The organism is Vibrio sp. 10N.222.49.C12 (assembly GCF_041475025.1).
Classification (GTDB): Bacteria; Pseudomonadota; Gammaproteobacteria; order Enterobacterales; family Vibrionaceae; genus Vibrio; species Vibrio crassostreae_C.
This window is the reverse complement of the sequence record NZ_JBFRVF010000055.1, coordinates 29,943-50,677: the sequence shown is the minus strand read 5'-3', so window position 1 is coordinate 50,677 and position 20,735 is coordinate 29,943. Positions and strand designations below refer to the sequence as shown.

The 20,735-nt window shown below is 44.3% G+C and carries 19 protein-coding genes, 1 pseudogene and 1 riboswitch; of the genes and pseudogenes, 7 read left to right on the top strand and 13 right to left on the bottom strand.

What is annotated here, in order from left to right; translation table 11 throughout:
• Window positions 1–130 precede the first annotated feature (130 nt).
• Window positions 131–1,033: a LysR family transcriptional regulator gene (locus AB4583_RS16265; protein WP_372118323.1), complete on the top strand. Its 903-nt coding sequence runs from the start codon at window positions 131–133 to the stop codon at window positions 1,031–1,033.
• Window positions 1,034–1,456: 423 nt separating this feature from the next.
• On the top strand, window positions 1,457–1,801 hold the full coding sequence (locus AB4583_RS16260; protein WP_017064409.1) for a hypothetical protein: 345 nt from the start codon (window positions 1,457–1,459) through the stop codon (window positions 1,799–1,801).
• Window positions 1,802–1,928: 127 nt separating this feature from the next.
• Here AB4583_RS16260 and thiE read toward each other — a convergent pair whose 3' ends face one another.
• Window positions 1,929–2,546: a thiamine phosphate synthase gene (gene thiE, locus AB4583_RS16255; RefSeq protein WP_372118320.1), complete on the bottom strand. Its 618-nt coding sequence runs from the start codon at window positions 2,544–2,546 to the stop codon at window positions 1,929–1,931.
• Window positions 2,547–2,807: 261 nt separating this feature from the next.
• On the opposite strand from thiE, the gene AB4583_RS16250 reads away from it, so the two are divergent.
• Window positions 2,808–4,751, top strand: coding sequence for a methyl-accepting chemotaxis protein (locus tag AB4583_RS16250; RefSeq protein ID WP_231900731.1), 1,944 nt, complete (start codon window positions 2,808–2,810; stop codon window positions 4,749–4,751).
• A gap of 135 nt (window positions 4,752–4,886) precedes the next feature.
• On the opposite strand, the gene thiM is transcribed toward AB4583_RS16250, so the two are convergent.
• The 11 genes and pseudogenes from thiM to AB4583_RS16195 form a co-directional block, all read right to left on the bottom strand.
• Complete coding sequence (gene thiM / locus AB4583_RS16245) at window positions 4,887–5,672, bottom strand: hydroxyethylthiazole kinase (protein ID WP_372118317.1); 786 nt, start codon at window positions 5,670–5,672, stop codon at window positions 4,887–4,889.
• Window positions 5,673–5,701: 29 nt separating this feature from the next.
• A complete protein-coding gene (gene tenA / locus AB4583_RS16240) occupies window positions 5,702–6,382 on the bottom strand; it encodes a thiaminase II (RefSeq protein WP_017061912.1) in 681 nt (226 codons plus the stop codon).
• 8 nt (window positions 6,383–6,390) lie between these two features.
• The gene (locus AB4583_RS16235) at window positions 6,391–7,347 is read right to left on the bottom strand and encodes an ABC transporter substrate-binding protein (protein ID WP_372118314.1); all 957 of its coding nucleotides are present in this window, start codon (window positions 7,345–7,347) and stop codon (window positions 6,391–6,393) included.
• A 120-nt stretch (window positions 7,348–7,467) separates the two neighbouring features.
• Window positions 7,468–8,202: pseudogene (locus tag AB4583_RS16230) on the bottom strand (ABC transporter permease); the annotation flags it as partial.
• Window positions 8,203–8,275: 73 nt separating this feature from the next.
• A complete protein-coding gene (locus AB4583_RS16225; protein WP_372106345.1) occupies window positions 8,276–9,034 on the bottom strand; it encodes an ABC transporter ATP-binding protein in 759 nt (252 codons plus the stop codon).
• Window positions 9,024–9,914, bottom strand: coding sequence for a bifunctional hydroxymethylpyrimidine kinase/phosphomethylpyrimidine kinase (gene thiD, locus AB4583_RS16220; RefSeq protein WP_372118310.1), 891 nt, complete (start codon window positions 9,912–9,914; stop codon window positions 9,024–9,026). The genes AB4583_RS16225 and thiD overlap by 11 nt, the downstream gene beginning before the upstream one ends.
• Before the next feature lie 98 nt (window positions 9,915–10,012).
• Window positions 10,013–10,124: riboswitch (TPP riboswitch) on the bottom strand.
• Between the two features lie 98 nt (window positions 10,125–10,222).
• Window positions 10,223–11,140, bottom strand: coding sequence for a DMT family transporter (locus AB4583_RS16215; RefSeq protein WP_017061917.1), 918 nt, complete (start codon window positions 11,138–11,140; stop codon window positions 10,223–10,225).
• A gap of 77 nt (window positions 11,141–11,217) precedes the next feature.
• The gene (locus AB4583_RS16210; RefSeq protein ID WP_017061918.1) at window positions 11,218–11,958 is read right to left on the bottom strand and encodes an AraC family transcriptional regulator; all 741 of its coding nucleotides are present in this window, start codon (window positions 11,956–11,958) and stop codon (window positions 11,218–11,220) included.
• A 174-nt stretch (window positions 11,959–12,132) separates the two neighbouring features.
• Window positions 12,133–13,158 (bottom strand): DUF4382 domain-containing protein, encoded by a 1,026-nt coding sequence (locus tag AB4583_RS16205; protein WP_372118306.1) that lies wholly within the window; start codon window positions 13,156–13,158, stop codon window positions 12,133–12,135.
• Window positions 13,159–13,580: 422 nt separating this feature from the next.
• Window positions 13,581–13,832: a DUF2999 family protein gene (locus AB4583_RS16200; RefSeq protein WP_004731647.1), complete on the bottom strand. Its 252-nt coding sequence runs from the start codon at window positions 13,830–13,832 to the stop codon at window positions 13,581–13,583.
• A gap of 107 nt (window positions 13,833–13,939) precedes the next feature.
• Window positions 13,940–15,037, bottom strand: a complete 1,098-nt coding sequence (locus tag AB4583_RS16195; protein WP_372118303.1) for an ElyC/SanA/YdcF family protein — start codon at window positions 15,035–15,037, stop codon at window positions 13,940–13,942.
• A gap of 482 nt (window positions 15,038–15,519) precedes the next feature.
• Here AB4583_RS16195 and AB4583_RS16190 point away from each other — a divergent pair, with 482 nt between their 5' ends.
• The 4 genes from AB4583_RS16190 to AB4583_RS16175 all read left to right on the top strand — a co-directional run bounded on the left by AB4583_RS16190 (window position 15,520) and on the right by AB4583_RS16175 (window position 18,946).
• On the top strand, window positions 15,520–16,194 hold the full coding sequence (locus tag AB4583_RS16190) for a glutathione S-transferase family protein (protein WP_372118300.1): 675 nt from the start codon (window positions 15,520–15,522) through the stop codon (window positions 16,192–16,194).
• Window positions 16,195–16,670: 476 nt separating this feature from the next.
• The gene (locus tag AB4583_RS16185) at window positions 16,671–18,044 is read left to right on the top strand and encodes a hypothetical protein (protein ID WP_372118297.1); all 1,374 of its coding nucleotides are present in this window, start codon (window positions 16,671–16,673) and stop codon (window positions 18,042–18,044) included.
• 3 nt (window positions 18,045–18,047) lie between these two features.
• Window positions 18,048–18,359 (top strand): hypothetical protein, encoded by a 312-nt coding sequence (locus AB4583_RS16180; RefSeq protein ID WP_017064397.1) that lies wholly within the window; start codon window positions 18,048–18,050, stop codon window positions 18,357–18,359.
• Window positions 18,360–18,367: 8 nt separating this feature from the next.
• Window positions 18,368–18,946 carry a hypothetical protein gene (locus AB4583_RS16175; RefSeq protein WP_017064396.1) on the top strand — a complete coding sequence of 193 codons (579 nt, stop codon included), beginning with the start codon at window positions 18,368–18,370 and terminating at the stop codon, window positions 18,944–18,946.
• 194 nt (window positions 18,947–19,140) lie between these two features.
• Here AB4583_RS16175 and AB4583_RS16170 read toward each other — a convergent pair whose 3' ends face one another.
• Window positions 19,141–20,184 (bottom strand): GMP reductase, encoded by a 1,044-nt coding sequence (locus AB4583_RS16170; protein WP_017062429.1) that lies wholly within the window; start codon window positions 20,182–20,184, stop codon window positions 19,141–19,143.
• Window positions 20,185–20,735: the final 551 nt, after the last annotated feature.

Below are 20,735 nucleotides of genomic sequence, written 5' to 3'. Positions count from 1 at the left end.
TATAGCAATTTATAACATGGTGGACTTACCGAAATTATGTCACCGAAAACAATAAGAGAAAGTTAACAGCCATCACGTTTAGTGATAGCTTAAGTATAAGTACCCCCTTTGGTATTGAGCGAGAGATAACATGTACAGTTTTGAGCAATTAAAAGTCTTCGTCACTGTGTGTGAAAGTGGCTCTTTCTCTGCCGCCGCTCGCAAACTGAAACGCGCTCAGTCTGGAGTCAGCCAGTCGATCGCCAACCTAGAAATTGCCATCGACCAAGAGCTATTTAACCGAGAGAAAAACATCCCCGTTTTAACCAGCAAAGGTAAAGCGTTATTGCCTGTGGCTAAGTCCATTCTTGACCAGCAAAAGTACTTCGATCAAAAAGTAGAATCGCTGACCCAAGAAGATGAGCACGAACTGATCATTGCGGTTGATGAAAGCATCATAGATAAGAACTTCATTAAGATAATCAGCTCACTCGCCGATCAATTTCCAATCACACACTTCGATATCATTACCACCTCAACCTTTGATGTTGAAGACCTAGTAAGACGAGGAAAAGCACAGATTGGCATCATCTACGCGGATGGCGCACTGAAGGTCGATATGGATTTCTTTTTGCTGGGCCAAGCGCGTTTCCTAACTGTTAGCTCTGCCACTCACGAACTGAGTCGCATGTCCGTTGTACAAGACTCAGACCTAAAGCGCTATCGCCAATGTGTGCATCGCAGCTCAAAACAACGCGAACTGTGGTTCACCTACGGTATTAGCTCGATGCTTTGGTACGCCAACAACCACAAGACCATTGTTGATCTCGTTGAACAGAACGTGGGTTGGGCTAATGTGCCCGAGATGATGGTGATGGAAGGCATTCAAAAAGGCGACCTTGTGGCGTTGCCTGTTTCGCACGAGCATGGTGGTTGGATTACTCCAGTGGGATGTTTGGTGTCTCGCAGCCACATCAACGGCCCAGTTCTCACCAGCCTTATTGAGCAGCTTAAGGGGCACTCACTGCATTACAATCAATGGCAAGCCAACTAGCCTCCCCTGTTTACAAAACATCTCTATTTTCAAAACATCGTCAATTCAGAGATTCAATATCGGCATGGAACACACCACCGCTACCTCATTTCTGCTTATCTTGCCGATAAATATCTTTGTCGTGTGGATAAAACACCCTAGTTGATGTCCCAAAGTGACATAACTACTATGCGATCCCAACGGGTTTGTCTTTTCAAACGAATATAGACAGGCCCAAATCGCTCTTTAACACCACTGACCCAACTTCAAATCTCCCAGATAAGCGCTCAGCCTTGCCGTTGCTTATATCGGTTTCAAATAGATCACTTTTTGAATATTAATTCGCACCCAGTTTATGAGCGCTCTTTGAGTGCTTTTTTATATCTAAATGAACCTTTTGGAAAATTTGTCGTGAACGTTTTAAGAAATATTTGCCCTGAGAAAATGGGTAAAGAGCGTAACAAACGAGAGTATGATTTACGCGTACTTAATTGTGTCAGTGAAAGCGAATATGAATCGCGTATGGCGGTTTGGAATAGCCTAGCGTTAACTGCTACTCCGTCTGCTTCGGAAACAAAGGGCTTCATCGATGAGTCTTTCAACAAGCTTCAACAAGACCTAAAAGAAGCTAGCCGTGAGTTATCGATTAACTACACGGACTTCATCGCAATGGCGCATGAAGAGATCAACTACATTAAGGTGTTTGTGGCTGATAAAACAGCACAATACGGTTGGTACGCTGCGATCGTTCTTATGGTCATCGGCACGGTTGCTCTTTGCATTCAATAGCCAAACGATGTGTTAGATAGAGCACCTTAAATGCTCTATCGATAAGCACACCTAGCACGACTCCCTGCTTGTGCTTTAACTAGAAAACAGATGACCAACCTCATTTGTTTTCTAGTTCTACTCCCCTTCAATCTCCCATCAGAGATAGCAGATCCTGCGTCGCTTGTTTTGGGCTTTCAGCGTGACATATCGCTGAGACCAAGGCTAATCCATGAATACCTGTGTTAACCAACTGCGGAATGTTCGATTCGTTGATTCCACCGATACCAACAATCGGCAATTTCGTTGTTTTCAAAGCCATTTGAATGCCTTCATAACCCCAATGTTTCTTTAGATTCGTCTTAGTCGGTGTGGCAAAAATCGCACTGAGACCAATGTAATCGATCGGCAAACTATCTGCTTGTTGTAGCTGCTGTTCAGTTTCAATTGATAACCCAAGAATCTTGTCTGAACCAATCAGCTTACGTGCTAACTCTGCAGGCATATCCGATTGACCCAGATGCAAACCATCGGCGTCGACAGCCAATGCTACGTCCACTCGGTCATTGATGATCAGCGGAACACCTGAGCCAGCCAGAATCGACTTAACCGCTTGTGCTCGTTCAATGAAGGCTCTTACGTCCCCATGTTTTTCTCTTACTTGAACCATAGTGACGCCACCAGCAACCGCTTGTTCAACCACGAATTTAAGCGTTTCTAGATCTTGTTGGTCGTCAGTCACCAGATAAAGTTTATAAGGGTTCATCGCGTACCTTTGAAGTCGATTTCTAAAATTGGTTTTCTGCCATTTTACCGACAAATCACATCCTATGCATGGAAGTTAGCACTTAATTCCTTAAGTTAGGCGGTTGAATTCAAATACGCAACTCGTTGAAAGCATGTCGAAAAACCCGATTTTTCTAACAAAAGCGTTACTTATTACACAAACTATTCGCTTTAGCATGCCCAGAATGCTGTTTTATGAAATACTCCAAGGTGAAGGAATCAGGTAAATATAGGGATAGTTATGCGCCACCTTTCTATAGCGCTCAAGATCAAGCTGGGTTATGCCATCTGCTTGCTCTTTTTCGTCATTTCAGGCTTTGTGAGTTACAAAGGTATCCAAACCTTGTCGAACGGCTTTAGCCAATACAGTGAGCTCAGCCAAAAAGCGACATTATCAAGCAACATTCAAGTGCACTTTCTTCAGATGCGTTTAGCTTCTGAACGTTACTTAGAGTCATTGGATGAACAGTACGAAACGAATTATCAATCAAGCAAACTTGCGATTGATGAACTGCTCAACAACTTAATCCAATCCACCACCAAAACCGATAGCCTAGCTAGCCTGCAATTAGTGCAAGACAGTGTGGCGGCGTTTGATGTGGCTTATGGTTCAATGAAACAGAGTGAGCTTCTCATAGACCAACTGGTCAACGTTGAGATGGTCCAACGAGAAACCAACGCACTGAAAGCTGCTCAAAGTTTGTTGTATGAGTCTTACAATAACAATGATCCAAACGCGAGCTTATACGCGGGCATGTTGATGGAGAATTTCCTCGCAGCCAAGATCACCGTACTCAGTTATTCAAACAACAATGACCTTAAAACCTATGAAGCGGGTAAAGATATCTTTGAATACGCGCTACCAGGTATTGAAGGCGACATTGAATCACTCAAATCATCGCCTTATCAAAGTGAGCTGATTGAAGACTTCTCGAATCAGCGCGAAGCGTATGCAAAAGGCTTTGAGCAAGTTCATCAACAAATGATCGAGAACACCCAAAGAACTGCGACCCTCGCCTCTATTGGTGACAGCTTAGCGATTGCAGTCGCGGATGCTCAAAGTATTCTCGAGCAACAGAAACAAGCGCTCACACCAGTACTGCAAGCCAGTGAAAAACGTTCAGTTCAAATCATCATATTGCTGACAGGTGTGGCTTTAGTTATTGGCATGACGAGCGCAGTGTTAGTGACTCGCTCTATCACCAAAGGCATCGCACAAGTTAAACAGATCACCAATGAGCTTTCTCAGGGCAACCTGAATGTGGAAGTGAATATTGAGAGCAAAAATGAGATTGGTGAACTGCTGACTAATATGGAGATCACCATTGAATCTCTGCGCGATATTGTTGGCCAAGTGAACCGCTCTAGCGTGCGTATTGGTGAGATGTCGGAGTCACTCAATCAAGTGACAAACAACAGCTCGACCAATGCAACACAATTGAACAGTGAAATGATCAATATCTCTTCTGCCGTTGATCAATTGGCTTCAAGCACATCAGAAATTGCTGCAAGTGCTAACCACGCGTCTCAAGTTGCTAACCAAGCAACCGAGAATGTGGCAATGGGACTCAAAGAAGTAGACAAAACACTGCATGAAATTGGCAGCGCCGATGAAAGCATGCAGGTCAGCAGCCAAAAAGTGACGGACCTACACAAAGAGTCGATGAATATTGGCGCCATTCTTGAAGTAATCAAAGGCGTTTCTGAGCAAACCAACCTACTGGCATTGAACGCGGCTATCGAAGCTGCGCGCGCAGGTGAACAAGGTCGTGGGTTTGCTGTCGTAGCCGATGAAGTAAGAACGCTCGCTAAGCGTACCCAAGATTCAGCTAGCCAGATTGATGAGCTCATCACATCGCTACAACGCGGCGCTAAAGATGCGTTAGAGTCGATCAAAGAGAGCCACAGCACTGTTTCAGATGCTTCGACTCAGGCACAACAAGCTTCTCAAAACTTGCATGTGATTAACCAACACATCCAAGATCTGAATCAGGCTAACAGCCAGATCGCAGTATCTGTAGACGAGCAAGATTGTCTGACCAAGTCGTTAGGTGAAAACGCGCAAGGTGCAAATACCATCGCACAAAGCAACCAAGAGTCGGTCAGCAGCATTTCTGGTGCCGCGAGTGACTTAACCGAGGTTGCTCATCACCTAGAGAGCCAAGTAAATCGATTTAGAACCTAGCTGACTTTCTGTCTCTGTTATTTAGAGCCTCGTTTATTGAAAACATGGCGAACACGGTTTATATAATAAGAAAGCCCTCAACACATATGTGTTGAGGGCTTTTTAATAAGCTACGAATGCAGATCTAGATTGAATCTACTGAACCTTCAAACGTTGAACCAGAGTCTCTTCATCTAACTGGTACAACTCATCAAGCAAGTTCATTTGCAGGCTACCCGGGCCGCGTGAGTTTTCAGCTGCGATTTCACCAACCACACCTAATACCGCTGCTGCCGCCAAACCACTGTCATCACCAACAGCCGCGAAAGCACCCGTCAATGCAGTTAAAGTACACCCCATACCCGTCACATACGGCATCATTTGGTGTCCATTGTTTAACGTCACCACGCTGTCTTTGGTGACAACGTAATCTGTCTCACCAGATATCACCACATTTGCACCGTATTCAGCCACTAAGCACTGTGCAGCACCTAACGCAGCATCACTGCTATCAAGCGCATCAACGCCTTTGCTCTGCGCTTGTTCGCCCGCTAACGCGATAATCTCAGACGCGTTACCACGAATGATCAACTTATCGGCTAAGCGTGCAATTTCACGAGAAGTCTCGGTACGCAACGTACTTGCCCCACAACCCACAGGGTCAAGAACCACAACCTTGTTGTTCGCGTTCGCTTGCTCAACAGCAAAACACATTCTTGGCGTCCAAACACTGTCGAGCGTGCCGATGTTAATCACCAAAGCACCAGAGAAAGACATCATCTCTGCCAGTTCTTGTTGCGAGTGCGCCATAATAGGCGAAGCGCCAATCGCCAATAACGCGTTGGCCGTGTTGTTCATCACTACATAGTTAGTGATGTTCACAACCAGTGGTTTTTGCTCTCGTACTGCGCGTAGCGATTGAATAATTTGTTCAGTAAGCATGGGTAAATCCTTATTCGTGAAAGTCGCTTTTAAGCCGCTGTTGAATCATCAAGAGCGTTCAGCCCTTGCTGCCAAAAAGCCACTTCCATACGCGTTGCGGTTTTGAAGATATGAACGATGTTCTGACCGCGTTCGCTGTTGATATCAATTTCAGCAAGCAACTGATTGAAGTATTCCGCGCCCGTTGCTACGCCAGACTGGAACTCTTCACTGCCATACAGTTGCAGCCAACTTGCGTATGGGTTGCCTTCTAATACGGTATCGCTGCTTTCTAAAAGCGCTTTACCAATCACAGCGTAACCAATGGAACACGGAGCCAGTGCAGCATATAAGTCAACAAGATCACCCGTCATGCCTGCATCCAGAACGTAGCGCGTGTAAGCCACCGTACCGAAATCTTCCGGTTCGTTTTCTAGGTCAGATTCGGTTAACCCCCACTGACCACAGTAAGTCACATGGTGAGAGATTTCAGAATCTAATAAAGCATGAACACTTGGCAGTGCACGACGCATATCAGCCAGTGTTTTTGCCTTGTAAATCGCCAATGCATAAGCGCGAGCATACTGTTTTAAGAACAGAAAATCTTGCTTCAGATAATGCAGAAAACATGGTTGAGCGAGCGTGCCGTTTGCTAGCGTTTTAACAAAATCATGCTCTGTGTAGTCTTGCCAATCTTGTTGACAGGCTTGGATTAAGTCTTGGTATTTCATGAGATTCCTTAGTCAAAAGTCGGTACGTAGTCAGCGGCTTTCGGTAGTGATTTGATAATGCCTTTGTCAAACATGAACTGTGCGTAATCGTCGTAACGCTTCATATCTACAGCAGAAGGACGAAGTGCAAAACGAGTCAGCGTGTCGCTCCATGCGCGTTGGTTAAGCTCGTTATTCAACGTATCTGGTGAATACGCCACAAACTCACTCCATGACTCTTGGGGGTGGTTCACAATGTAAGTCGTTGCTTGTTCCAATGCTTTGTTGAACGCTTTGATCGCTTCATCATCGTGCTGCTTTGCGTTCGCAACAAAGATAAGCTCGTCGTAAGCGGGTACGCCGTGCTCTTCTGGGAAGAATGCTTTCGCTTTAAAACCTTCAAGTGCTAACTGGTTGGTTTCGAAGTTCCGTAAGCCACCCCAGATTGCGTCTACCTTGCCCGATGCCAATGAAGATGAAAGTGCCCAACCGACATTGATGGTTTGCACATCTGTAAATGCAACATTTTCTTGCGCTAACATAGTGCCGATAGTCGCTTCTTCGTTACCCGCAATCGCAATACCGATCTTCTTGCCTTTCAGATCCGCTAGCGAATCGTTCTTGCCGTTATCCAGTACCATTAGTGTGTTCAGTGGCGTCGCGATAAGGGTTGATGCACGAACTAAAGGAAGACCCGCTGCCACATCCATGGTTAAACTTGGTTGGTAAGTTACCGCTAAATCGACCTTACCTGCCGCGACCAATTTTGCTGGCGTACTTGGGTCTGCTGGTTCTTGGATTTCAACCTCTAAGCCTTGGTCAGCAAAGTAACCACGCTCTTGAGCAATCACAATCGGGCCGTGGTTCGGGTTTACAAACCAATCCAACATCAATGTCAGTTTCTTTTGTTCAGAGTCCGCTAGAGCATGACCTGAAACTAACGAAGCAAGCAGTGCCACTGCACCTACCAATTTGGTATTTTTCATAGTTAACCTTTCCTTTTGAATATTATTATTGTGTTTATAGAGCTCATTCTTAACGAGCTATTGTTGAGATAAATAGCGTTGAGCGAAGCCTTATTAAACAAAGTGTTATTGAGCAAGCCATTACTGGTTCTCCCAAGGGATAGCTTTTTTGAGTAACTTGTCTATGATGAAGTAGAGCGAGATAGACAGCACCGCCAAGATGAACAAGGCAGCAAACATCTCATCAATGATCATGCGCGCGTTGGCCTGCAGCATTAGGTAACCTAACCCTTCACTCGAACCAACCCATTCCCCGACTACGGCACCAATTGGCGCAATCACCACCGCTACACGAATGCCAGACGCTAAGGTTGGCAGTGCAGCAGGAAGTTGGATATGGCGGAGCAGTTGCCATTTCGATGCACCCATCGTTTTGGCAAGATCGAGATAGCCTGTCGGTGTATTGCGCAGACCGTCGTAACAACAAGTGGTTACTGGGAAGAAGATAATGATCGCCGCCATCACCACTTTTGAGGCGATGCCATAACCAAGCCACAGCATCAATACTGGCGCGATCGCAAATACAGGGATAGCTTGGCTGGCAATTAAGATAGGCAATAACCAACGTTTTAACGGATCAAACATCAACATCTGCAGAGCGAAAAATAGCCCCATAGACAATCCGAGTAACAAGCCAAGTAGGACCTCTTGCGCAGTCACCCATGTGTGTTTGAGTAACACATCGTAACGTTCAATCAGCTTTAAAAAGACTTCTGCAGGCGCTGGCAAAATGAAGCTCGGCATCTCGAAGACAACCACAACTAACTGCCATAAACCGAGAATCACAGCACTGCTGATAAGCAAACGAACAACAGGATTCATCTGACGAGGGCGTGCAGTGGTAGTCTGTGCGTTAGTTGAATGAGCCACAGTTTCGCTTCGCGTTAGATCATTCATAATCACGCTCCAACTGATCTAAGATCGCTTGTTGTAACTCAGCACATTCACCATCTAACACTCTTGGTGTGGCAGTGAGAGGCACAGATAAAGACTGAGCGTTCGCCGGTGTGCCTTGCAACACATACAAATTGTCCGCCAAACGCACCGCTTCTTGTGGGTCATGGGTGATCAACACAACGGTTTTATCTCTCAACAGCTCACACGCTAAGCTCTGTAGTTTGTGTCTCGTTACCGCATCCAGCGCAGAGAACGGCTCATCCATCAGCACCACTGGCTTGTCTTGCATTAAAGTTCGAGCCAAAGCGACACGTTGACGCATACCACCAGACAACTGATCCGGCATCGCATTCGCATAATCAGCCAAACCAACCGCAGCGAGCAACTCGAGTGCTTGATTGGTTTGCACTGCTTTGTCAGAAGCTGAATTTTGAAAACAATGACTCAGACATACATTGTCGATAACCGACAGCCACGGCAGTAACAAATCCTGCTGCGCCATGTAAGCGATGCGATCCGTTAAAGGCAATTCATCAGAGGTTGTCAATGTTCCCTGCCACTCCACCTTGTCGTCCAACAAGCCTGCCAGATAACGCAATACCGTGGTTTTCCCGCAGCCACTTCGACCTAGCAATACCGTCCACTTACCTGCGCTTAAGCTAAGCGACAACCCAGACAAGGTTGCGTGCTCACTGTCGTTATAACGTAAAGAGGCATTGCTGAGCTGAACACCAACCGTATTAACGGACATTACCGTGTCCAGCGAAGAAGTGATTTACAGGGCCATGACCTTGGCCTTGGCCAACTTGCAACTCATCAGCGTGAGCAATCGCGCGCGAGATGTATTGTTTGCCTAGGTCGACAGCCTCTGACAGCGTATTGCCTTGCGCTAAGAAAGAAGCAATAGCAGATGAAAGCGTACAACCCGTACCGTGGGTGTTTTTGGTAGGAAAACGCTTCGCACTAATCAAAGCAGACGTGGTTGGCAGAATCAGTAAGTCGTTACTGTTCTCATCCTTCTCTAAATGACCGCCTTTGAGAAGAACGGCTTTAGCACCTAGTGCACGCAGGTCTTCAATCATATCCTGCATTTCGGCTTCGCTTTCAGGCACAGCTTTGCCCGTTAGTGCTGCGCCTTCCGGCAAGTTAGGCGTAATGATGTCTGCGAGCGGAATCAGTTCTTGTTTTAGCGTGGTGATCGCCGAGTTTTCTAAAAGAAGGTCGCCACTTGTCGCCACCATGACAGGGTCAATCACTAGGTGTTTAGGTTGGTATTGTTTGATTTTGTCCGCGACGACTTTGATGATTTGCGAATCCGCCAACATGCCGACTTTTACCGCCACGATATTCAAATCGGTAAACACTGCATCTAACTGACTAGCGACATGCTCTAGTGGGATTGGAAATATAGCGGACACGCCTTGGGTGTTCTGAGATGTAATCGCGGTAATTACCGAACAAGCGAAGCTACCCGTTGCAGACATGGCTTTAATATCAGCTTGAATGCCCGCGCCACCACCACTGTCAGAACCCGCAATGGTCAAAACAATCGGAGTATTGATCGAAGAAGATTGGTTTTCTGGTGTTTGAGTGCTGTTAGGTGATACTTGAGAATTGGAATGCTGTGTCATGGTCGCTCCTACTGTCTAAAAGACGTAAGAGAACCGAACTTTGGCCGCAAAGAGAGTGTGGAGGTGAAAGCAATGAGAGATCATTGTTGAACCACGTAGGCAAAGTAATCATAGTTCCCTACGCCAGTGTTAACTGAATCAGGTTCAACGGGTCTCGAATAACGATCTCAGCAAACACCAACTAAGGTATATGCCCCCCGACTATTGATAACGATAGTAACAGCACTCTCGCAACTGAGATACTCATTTTATTCAATTATAAGAATCACGCATGAATTTAATTCAATTAATCCCGTTTTAACAAATACTTATAATGGCTTTTTAGTTGGCTGAGATTGGATGAATAAACACATCACTATCAAGAACATACCTAGCCATCCAACCAATGGAATAAGCTCACCCACAATACACACGGCCAACACGGCGGCAACGACTGGCTCAAGTAAGGTAATCAAGTTGGCGCTACTCGCTGTGACATGGCGTAGCCCAAAACTGAAAGCGATATAGCCTAAACATTGAGGAAGTAACACCAAGTAACTCACCACCAATATATTGGTATTCGATGCGAACAAGTTATCCCCCGTAAACCAAAGCGTTGGCAGTAGCAACATCGCTCCTAGCCCAAATATGCTGCCCATCGCTGCTTGCGACTTAATGCCTTCGTCTATCAGAGCTTTTGTCGCCCATGAATAAATGGCGTAACACAACCCAGCAATCAACCCTAATCCAATGCCCAAAAGCTTCAGATCGTCACCAGAATCATTCGCTGATGATGATTCTGAAAATACCAGTAGCCCAATACCAACCACGCCAATGGCAAAGCTCGTTAACCAACGTTTGTTGATATTATTCTTTTTGCTAATAAGACACTCTAAAAGTGCAGAAAAGAAAGGAGCAGTAGCTATCGACACCACTGTGCCCATTGCGACACCCGATAACTTCATCGAAGAGTAAAAAGCCAGAGGATAGATCGCCAAAGCCAGCGCACTCGCCGCTAACAACTTTTTGTTGAGCAAAAGCTTATCAAGTGAAGATAAGATCTTTCGATACGCCAAGACTGCTTGCATTAAGCCGCCGACGCCCATTGAAAAAGCACCAATCGCTAATGGGCTGAGATCAGGCGCAAAGCTTGCGGCGGTGCCTGTCGTGCCCCATAAAACAGAAGCAAACACGATGGCTAAAGTGCCCGTTTGGAATTCGTTAACGCGATTGATGGCAAGATTCATTTCTATTACCTAGTCTATTTTCATTTCTGAAATAGATAATAGTGAACATATACTAAGTTGAGTTTGCCAAAAGGACGCTATTCTTGTTTTGGAAGACTCTCTTTCATCGAGCCCAAAAACGCCCTTGGAGACATGCCAAAGTGCTGAGAGAAGCGTCGACTGAATGCAGACAAGTCACTATAACCCACATTTTCTGCGACCAATTGAACGGGTAAATCGGTATGGCTAAGCAAGGCTTGAGCTTTCTCCATACGATAGCGAGTGATGTACTTAAGCGCACTGATTCCAATGCACTCTTTAAAGCGCTTCTTAAATTGAGTGGGGCTCAAGCAAGCCGTTTCTGCAAGCTGAGAAATAGAGAGAGGCTGGGCGTAATTATCCGCAATGAGCCTTTGGACCGCTCGAATACGAGGGTCGATGCTCTTGCTGACTTTTTGTTGCTCTAATAACAGTGAAAACACATCCAAGATGGATGATTCAATGCCACTGTCCACTTGGTATTCCAACTGCTTTTCAACAAACAGCAAGAAGCTCATTAAGGGTGGCGTGATAGTAAACACCGAGAGCTCATGCTCTAACAAGTGCTGCGGTAACTCTGCCATATCTGCGACAATAAACCGCGCTGCTTCATCCGCCTTAAACGCATGCGCTGTGGTTACCGGAATCACCACGCATTCGCCCACGGCCACCTTGCCGACATATCCCACCATTTCAATACTAATACTCCCTTGAATAGGCAGCACGAGTTGATGGTAGCCATCATGGGCATGAGTATTAAATTGCTTGGTGTAAGATCGAATGCTTAGGCTAGATTTCATGAGCAACGCCGGAGTACATTTCGCTAGGTTAAAGTAAGAGATACAACGTTACATCATCACTTCCCTAGAGTCACACTCAATGCGCATCAAATTCATGCTAGCTAAGTGACATGATCAAAAACGGCCTCCAAATAAGAGGCCGTTTTGGTTAAAAAAACGTAATTCACATAAAGGTTAGAATGACACTTGGCTGTCTTGACCAACAGTTACTAGTACGCCATTTTGAGCTTCGAATATTGTGAACCCAGCGGCTAGTGGCGCTGCATTGTCTTCATCACTGTCGTACTGCGCAGTACAGGTATAACCCAATGAGTAAGTACCTGGATCAATGAAGCCCAGAGAGAACTCATAGTTAGACTGTGCTTCATTCATTGCCACTGATGCTGAAGTGATCGGTTTCACTTCATCACTGCCGCCAATCGGAGCCATGTCAGCTTTGTCGACATTACCTTCATACAAGTACACCGACTGAACGAATGTATTGTCACCACCGTTACAAATGTCATAAGTAGAAAGAGCAACAGTACCTTCAATGTTTCCTGTCTCAACCGTATTGATAAGGCTCACAGACGTTCTTTGAATAGTGTAATCAGGGAAAGTCGAACTGTTCTTTAGGCCGCGTCGAAGATCGAACTCGACAACAAAATCATTACTCTGTTGATTCACATTAAATGAATCATTAAAGTAAAGCACGCCAGCATTATCTTCTTTACCCACACCTTGCGGGCACGCGCCATTACCTTTCACCGTTAACTCACGATTCGTATCATCATTTTCTATCACGTAAGATGGATCTGTTGGATGATCCCCATCATTGGCAAACACACACAACTTATAGCTGCCTACCGGAATGACCTCATTTTCAATCAAAGGAAGAGCCTCGCTGCCTTGGTAATCTAGCAAATTCACACTTAATGGAATCGGGTCCTCACCATCTGGCAATGGATCGCCATTTTCATCAACGTAGTCGCCGTTTTCGTCCGTTTTATACACATCATAAATCAGTGGCGAACCTCCCCCTTGAGGAAGTAAAACGACCTTACTGAATGTCACGGTGACGTCTTTAACATCATCAATGGGCGCATCACTCACGCTGAAGGTAATGGGTGTTGTGCTGCTTGATGAACCTGAATCACCGCCACAACCAACAAGCCCAGCCAGCACAAGGCTCGCTAAAGCGGTTTCCTTTAAATACTTCATAACTCATTTCCTATAAATCACTGCTCAATAAAGGGCTTAGTTTGTTGCCCTCTTATTCTTTTCCTTAATGTAACTCATAGACAAACCACGCTTATGGCCCAAATCGGCTAGCCCTATTATTTAGGGCTGTCTTCATCCAAAAACTCTGTTCATCAAGGTGCACATATCAGGTCGCACATAGGTTAATTAAGTCTAGTAAGTAAATTGTCAGTAGTCGCGCATATTTGGCAAGGTTGCTGTCAATTGTGTTGGAATGGTCGGTATGTATAGGGTCGGAGAGGATGATTGAAAGCACTCAAATCAAAATAAAAAATCGCCACCAAGATCAAAAAAGGCCGTTAAGACAGCCTGTTGCTGAACTTAAACGACCTTTTTATTGAATGTGGATTAAGCTAATTCGATATTAGCTCATTCAAATTCACTTATTTTTGAAGTTGCTCTTTAGCCGCTTCAACCTTAGAAAAATCTAGGCCAAGCTCTTCAACTGCTTCTTTGATTAGCGCAGGGTTTTGCATTACCTGGCCCATCAGCATTTGAAGTTTATCTTGTGGTAAGCCAAGTTGGCTGATCGTCGCCATTGCTGCAAGAGGGTTCTCGGTCAACGTCTTGAATAGCTCGCTGATCTGCTCGTCGCTAATATTGTTCTCTTTCAACATTGCTAAAATCGGGTTCATTTTTTTGCCTTTGAAACACTAAATTAAGTAGGAGCACAGCATACCATCTAGCTGTGCTCGATTGTACTAGCAACTTATACTTTGCCTACTGTGAAGTAACCCTAAGCCTAGCGAGACTCTAATGGGTAAGAGCGGTAGCTCCACATACCATAGGTTCTAAGCGCATCTCGGTAGATACCTAGTAGCTCACCATCACTCGCCTTCTTAAGATCTTCTAGCGGCTTATCTGGGTAAGAGACCGTATCGAAGGTAATGCCCTGAGGGCCCGTTTGCCAGCTCGCGATCTCAAACAGAGTTTGACCACGACGAACATGGCTTGCCGAGCTGATAATGGTCGCATGTTTAATATCATGACGAGCAAGCGCATAGCTACTGAACAAGGCGTTGCCTACCGTGCTAGTCGCGTAGTTCTCTTCAATGATGCGGTCTTTGCTTACCCCTTTTGAGATAAGCCAATCCGCCATTAACTTGCCTTCAGTCTTATGATTCTTTGGCACTCCGCCCGTCAACACGATCATCGCATCAGGGTTCGCTTTCGACATTGCTAATGTGGTTTCAAGACGTTCAATCAAGATCTCATGCATAGAACCATCAGGGTTAAGCGCGTAACCCAAAGTGACGATGGCACCGTGGTCGCTCAACAGTCCCTTATCTGCAGACTCTTTAAGCGGTGTTTCTAACACGCGGTCGACCGTTGCAAAAATACGTTTGATGTCTTCTGCTTTACCTTTGTTCAGGCTTTCCAGTTTCTCCATGTGCTTGTTGGATTCACTGTCATTGCCTTCAAATCGCTGCCAAACCGCAAGATATGCGTGCAAGTCGACATCGTCTGGCGCAACCGTCAGTGCTTGTTCAAACAACTCAATAGCGCGCTCTGCATTCTTGTTGTAGATCTGAGCGTTAGCCGCCGAAATCAACAAGTCAGTACGGTAAGGTTCTAGCTGGTACGCTTCTAACAATCGGTTAGTCACAATTTCCATGTTGCTTGGCATTTTAGCCGTGAAGCCCGCGTGAGAAATTCTTGCCGGAGACTTAAACGCCTGCAACGCATCAAGAAGTAATTGGTCGACAACTTGTCGCTTAGTCACCAACTGCGCGTAATCCGCAGAAGCCTGCACTGCGCCATCGTTAGCGGCAAAAGAATAAGGTGTTGCGCCAAAAGCGAGCATGCCACCAAGAGCGAGGGCGATAATGTTCTTTTTCATGGAAAGATCCTGTGTCGTTAAGTGTTCACATCAGATTTGCTCACCAATGTAAGCCCCCAAGATTAAAAAACCGTGAACCAAACCTTACTCTCCAAGGTTAATAATCATTTGTTGCATAAGGTGTGGCTGCAGATCACGATTTTATGCGCCAGAGTAAGCTCAAATATCCAGATAGCTTCGAGCTATGAGGAGCTCCCTTGATGACTTTGGAATATTTAACTTCGAATCCCACATCCCTATTCCATCTAAACCCGTAAGTTTCGAAGCTCTGTCTTATTTCTAAACGTGCGTTTATGTTCATTATTTCAGCAACTTAAAACGCGATTCCCCTACCAGTCGACGCTAATTCACGTTTACACAGCCAAGTTCAAAGGCACAGAGTGTGATATCAAATCAGTCAATTCACAGAAAATTCAAAAATCATTTATTGAACGATCGTTCAAGTGATGGTTTAATGAATCACCAATACAAGGAGTTACCCCATGCTTAAGTTCTATTTTCACCAAACACCCAACCCAATGAAGATCGCTCTGTTTCTAGAAGAGACAGGCCTAGATTTTGAACTTGTTCCTGTCGATACCTTAAAAGGCGAGCAACACACACCGGAATATCGTTTGATCAATCCAAACGGCAAAACGCCCGCGATTGAAGATGATGGACAACGTGTATTCGACTCTAACGCTATCCTGCTCTACCTATCTGAGAAAACAGGCAAGCTAGCTGGTCAGCCAGAAGACAGAGCTGAACTATTATCTTGGATGATGTTTATCGCCAGCGGACTTGGTCCATACTCTGGCCAATCGGTACACTTCCGTCATGCTGCGCCAGCAGGCTTAGATTACGCGGTAAATCGTTATCTACGCGAAGCACAACGTCACTACGAAGTGTTAGAGAAACACATGGAGGGTCGTGAGTTTTTCGTCGGAAATGAGTACACCATTGTCGATGTCGCGGCATGGGGTTGGATTGACAAAGCACCTTTCGTGCTTGGTGAAGAAGGCCTAGAACCTTACCCGAACTTGAAGCGTTGGTTTAACGCAATCAACGCCCGCCCTGCCGCACTGCGCGCTCGCGAAATCGGCAAAGGCATTGAGTTTAAAACCGAACGTGATGAAGAAGCGAAACGAGCACTGTTTCCTTCGAATTATGCGAAGTAGAAGAAGTAAAGTCTGATAACAAGGCTCAGTAGTAATCTGCTGGGCCGTTCCTGCAACTTGATTAATCATCAGTAACCGCCCTATCCGTCCAGACTCAAAAACTTCCATCCTGATTCAATCGCCCCGTATGTGTAATAAGTATTCTAAAAACCGTAAGTAACTGTTGTAAATCATAAAATACAGATTTAGAGCTACTTGATATGAGATCATAATGATATTCTACATATCATTAAATATTTCATAGGCTTTAAAACGAGCCTTTAAACTAACCTGTGCGTGGTTGGTATCAATACGATAACCAGCTTTCTTTACGCGACTTACTAGACCCAAAGTAGACTTTCAGTTTCAGTGCTCTGATATAACTACCGATAACGAAGGGGGGGTCTTGTATGTGAAGTTTCGTTGATAACAGAAAGAATTGGTAAGTTAACCTCTTAGCTTACAAACGACATACAAACAAAGTAGAAGACGGTGATATGAGACTAACTGCAACACCAAGTTTAACGACACAAAGACATCGTTGGAAAAGACATTTAAGAACTAAGAAAAACTATCAACCTAACAACGATAATGTAACTTCCAATACACATGAGACTTCAAAACCTGTTTCTCACGTTGCAGATATCCAAGGGGCAAAAATTGCGAAGGAGTTCAATAAACTACATCTAGAACGCAAAGCCTTGAGTAAAAAATCGTGTAGATCCGGGACATATAAATTCCCTGTCCCAAAGAACTTTGACATCTATAATAATCCTGAAAACGTTTTTTCTGGCTTAAGTGAGCTATTTTTTGCTGCAACTTCAAAGCACGTCAAAAGGATTCAATTTTCTCACAAATCACAAAACACCTGTATGGCAAGCGAAGCTTTACTCGGTATTCTTGCAACTGACTTATGCAGAGCTAGAGCACAAGGGAAACATCCTTTACAATTGAAAGGAACAATTAGTGAACAAATTGCTACTCATGAGCTAATCCATGAAGCAGGAATCGTCGCAGAGCTTAATCATGCAAAAATACTAGCGGGTGAACCTTTAACTACATCCAAAGGTTCATTTGTATACAGAAACGAAAGCAACAAATTTGAGTCTGCTAGTGCTACAGCGGATGATGCAAAAACAAACGTCGCTGAAGAGTGCATTGATAGCTTTTGTGATGGCTTAAAAGTTCTGGCTTTGAAGATGCACGATGATGTACAAGCTGAATTACAGATGTGTTTAGCTGAAGTATTAGACAATGCGGAAGAACACTGTCACCGAACGGCTCCTAATTGGTACGTCAGAAGCTATTTAAACTGTAGCCACGAGAGCCAAAGGTATTTTGAACTCATGGTCATGAACATTGGTCACTCAATTGCCGAAACATTCAATGAACTACCTACAACCAGCGCAGCCAAGAAGCTAGCGCAAGATTACGTAGATAGGCATAGTGCTACATTCGATTCCGACGCCCTAACAACTGTAGCTGCGTTACAAGGAAATATAAGTTCAAAAAAAGACGAGGAACCAACCAGAGGGCAAGGAACCGTTCGATTAATTGAGACATTTGAATTAATATATAAAGCCTATACTGAACTTAGAGGTAATGGAAACCATAAAGATCGAGCTATGATGAATATTATTTCTGGCTCTACTTTAATCCATTTTGATGGGAAGCTCTCTTCCAAGACAACCGCAAATGAAGATGGAAGCGAAGATGTACACATTCCTTTAAATGAGGAACAATCTTTGAAATTCCCACCAAGTTCTAAATGCGTAAGAACAATGGATAAGAATCATTTCCCAGGGGTCATGATTAATATTAGGATTCCACTAAATGGTAGTACTGTTCCATTAGATAATCTGCAGGAATGACATATGTCTGAACAAAAAATTGATTTCACAAAGATTGAAGGGAAATTACTTTCAGGTAGAAAGAATGGCGAACGTGCGCATAAATTACTTGGCATAAAACTTGCTGATGGCTACAAATTTGTAGCAAGACAAGAGCAGTTGATAACTAGTTCATACTTTCTTGGTTTGATGAGTAATGAGCTTCAAGAACTAAGCTCATCGATCGACATTGAAGAGTTAATGGCCCGACTAGACACAACGGACCTCAATGAGAAGAGCAAGAATGAATGCACTAGAGCTATTCGTCGTAGTATTACGACCGCTAGAGCTCTTTAGGTATTGATATGAGTCGTTTGCTATGTTTATTCTTAATCTGCCTCAGCCATTATGCTTTCGCTGAACCATCAAATTCATACTTCGACGTCGATAAGAAAGATTCTACGATAACACTCAAATTAGAAGGTAAGGCTTCAGATGATGACGGAATTTCACTTGAAACTGTCTTCGCAGGCTTTGCTGTTCTAATCTCAGTATTGTCTTCTGTGCACACTCACAAACTCACAAAAAAACAAAAGAAAGAGTCTATCCATGACCTTTTTTGGCTTAGAGAAGTGATTTACCCAAACTGCCTAAAACATTTCGTTACTTTTATAGATGAAGCACCACAGTTGTTCAGGGCAAATGGGCAAGATATTGATGACTTTTGGGAAAGCTATGGCTTAGAAGAAACAAACAAAATTCGAGATAGCTTCATATGGCTGGTCTCTGTAAACACCCAATTAAAGGACGACGCAGAACGAATTATGGATGATTTAGATGACAATATAGCTGACGTAAGCTCAGCTGAAGAGCTCAACTTGATACTAAGTCAAACAGCTGAAAAATTCATTGCACTACTAAAAAACACACAAGAAGAGATCTGATATCTTACAATATAAACCTAACTTTCTAGATTAAGTTCTTGTATAGCCTACTGGTTAGTTCGAAGCGATTTCCTTGTTATAAGGTAAGATAAAACATCGTAGTTATTATCCCTTTCACTGATAATAACTCACTCTTTTATAAAAAGAGCCGCTTTAGCGGCTCTTGATTTTCAAACTATTCGAACTCGTTCAGATTACTCTTTACCGAATACGTTGTTCTCTTGCTCTTGTACACGGATGAAAGTCGTACGCTTAGTTAGCTCTTTAAGCTTTGCTGCACCTACGTATGTACAAGTTGAACGTACACCACCAAGGATGTCAGAAATTGTGTTGTGAACAGAGCCACGGAACGGAAGTAAAACAGTTTTACCTTCAGCAGCACGGTACTTAGCAACACCACCTGAGTGCTTGTCCATAGCCGACTGTGACGACATTCCATAGAACTTCATGAATTGCTTACCGTCTTGCTCTACAACTTCGCCGCCTGACTCAGAGTGACCTGCTAGCATACCGCCTAGCATTACGAAGTCAGCACCGCCGCCGAACGCTTTAGATACGTCACCCGCACATGAACAGCCACCGTCACCGATGATCATGCCGCCAAGGCCGTGTGCTGCGTCGCCACACTCGATGATTGCAGAAAGTTGAGGGTAACCTACGCCTGTTTTAACACGTGTAGTACAAACAGAACCAGGGCCGATACCAACCTTAACGATGTCTGCGCCAGCTAGGATTAGCTCTTCAACCATGTCACCCGTTACAACGTTACCAGCAGAGATAACTTTAGTCGGGAATTCAGCACGTACTTTTTGTACATACTCAACTAGGTGCTCTGAGTAGCCGTTAGCGATATCAATACAGATAAATACGAATTCGTCGCTCAGCGCCATGATTTGCTTAGTTTTCTCAAACTCAGCTTCAGAAGTACCTGTTGAAACAAATACGTTGTTCAGCGTTTTCTTGTCTGCTGTTTTTGCGAACTCAGCCCACTGCTCTACTGTGTAGTGCTTGTGTACTGCAGTCATAACACCGTGCTCTGCTAGAGCAGCTGCCATTTCAAAGCTTGCTACCGAATCCATGTTCGCTGCAATTACTGGAGTACCAGACCATTGACGACCGCTATGCTTGAATGTAAAATCGCGGGTTAATTCAACTTGAGAACGGCTTTTAAGGGTAGAACGCTTCGGACGGAAGAGTACATCTTTGAAACCTAGCTTAAGTTCTTGTTCGATACGCATGATAATTTGTCCTGTAATCATATTACGTGTCGTGCGTTTTCGGTAAGCGTTGGCAGACGCTTTACTGAGTTTCGGACACAAAAAAACCGGAGCGTTGGCAGACGCTCCGGTTTTCAGCATTATAGGCTGTGATTTACTAACAGCAAGTCTGATATTTCATTTTTTTTTGTGCTATCCTCTCAAAGATTCCATATCTGGTAAAAGCTTCCCGCCCGTCATTTCCTACTAAATTCATAGTAATTAATAACTTAACAACATATTCACGCAAACGCTGTCGGTTTATTGCGCAAACGTTTCCCTTGCAAATTCGGCGAAAAAATCTTCGATAAGGCAAATTTGTGAAAAAAGTGCCCTTTAATCACATAAAAATCACACTTTTCTTGAATCAAAAAATGCGTTTTTTCTTAAATAATTTCATTTTTTTCTGACTTTTTTCGCTTCGAGTGCCGATCTCAGCCCTCTTTCATTAGCCCTGAAATTTATAAAGTACAAAGGCAAGATCGATTAGCACGTTCGAAACTTGGATGAGCGGGGTAAAGTCCACAAAATAT

What these genes read in the sequence shown, in the direction of transcription:
- AB4583_RS16265 (WP_372118323.1), top strand. Translation starts at nt 131, where the DNA reads ATGTACAGTTTTGAGCAATTAAAAGTCTTCGTCACTGTGTGTGAAAGT.
- AB4583_RS16260 (WP_017064409.1), top strand. Translation starts at nt 1,457, where the DNA reads ATGGGTAAAGAGCGTAACAAACGAGAGTATGATTTACGCGTACTTAAT.
- thiE (WP_372118320.1), bottom strand. Translation starts at nt 2,546, where the DNA reads ATGAACCCTTATAAACTTTATCTGGTGACTGACGACCAACAAGATCTA.
- AB4583_RS16250 (WP_231900731.1), top strand. Translation starts at nt 2,808, where the DNA reads ATGCGCCACCTTTCTATAGCGCTCAAGATCAAGCTGGGTTATGCCATC.
- thiM (WP_372118317.1), bottom strand. Translation starts at nt 5,672, where the DNA reads ATGCTTACTGAACAAATTATTCAATCGCTACGCGCAGTACGAGAGCAA.
- tenA (WP_017061912.1), bottom strand. Translation starts at nt 6,382, where the DNA reads ATGAAATACCAAGACTTAATCCAAGCCTGTCAACAAGATTGGCAAGAC.
- AB4583_RS16235 (WP_372118314.1), bottom strand. Translation starts at nt 7,347, where the DNA reads ATGAAAAATACCAAATTGGTAGGTGCAGTGGCACTGCTTGCTTCGTTA.
- AB4583_RS16225 (WP_372106345.1), bottom strand. Translation starts at nt 9,034, where the DNA reads ATGTCCGTTAATACGGTTGGTGTTCAGCTCAGCAATGCCTCTTTACGT.
- thiD (WP_372118310.1), bottom strand. Translation starts at nt 9,914, where the DNA reads ATGACACAGCATTCCAATTCTCAAGTATCACCTAACAGCACTCAAACA.
- AB4583_RS16215 (WP_017061917.1), bottom strand. Translation starts at nt 11,140, where the DNA reads ATGAATCTTGCCATCAATCGCGTTAACGAATTCCAAACGGGCACTTTA.
- AB4583_RS16210 (WP_017061918.1), bottom strand. Translation starts at nt 11,958, where the DNA reads ATGAAATCTAGCCTAAGCATTCGATCTTACACCAAGCAATTTAATACT.
- AB4583_RS16205 (WP_372118306.1), bottom strand. Translation starts at nt 13,158, where the DNA reads ATGAAGTATTTAAAGGAAACCGCTTTAGCGAGCCTTGTGCTGGCTGGG.
- AB4583_RS16200 (WP_004731647.1), bottom strand. Translation starts at nt 13,832, where the DNA reads ATGAACCCGATTTTAGCAATGTTGAAAGAGAACAATATTAGCGACGAG.
- AB4583_RS16195 (WP_372118303.1), bottom strand. Translation starts at nt 15,037, where the DNA reads ATGAAAAAGAACATTATCGCCCTCGCTCTTGGTGGCATGCTCGCTTTT.
- AB4583_RS16190 (WP_372118300.1), top strand. Translation starts at nt 15,520, where the DNA reads ATGCTTAAGTTCTATTTTCACCAAACACCCAACCCAATGAAGATCGCT.
- AB4583_RS16185 (WP_372118297.1), top strand. Translation starts at nt 16,671, where the DNA reads ATGAGACTAACTGCAACACCAAGTTTAACGACACAAAGACATCGTTGG.
- AB4583_RS16180 (WP_017064397.1), top strand. Translation starts at nt 18,048, where the DNA reads ATGTCTGAACAAAAAATTGATTTCACAAAGATTGAAGGGAAATTACTT.
- AB4583_RS16175 (WP_017064396.1), top strand. Translation starts at nt 18,368, where the DNA reads ATGAGTCGTTTGCTATGTTTATTCTTAATCTGCCTCAGCCATTATGCT.
- AB4583_RS16170 (WP_017062429.1), bottom strand. Translation starts at nt 20,184, where the DNA reads ATGCGTATCGAACAAGAACTTAAGCTAGGTTTCAAAGATGTACTCTTC.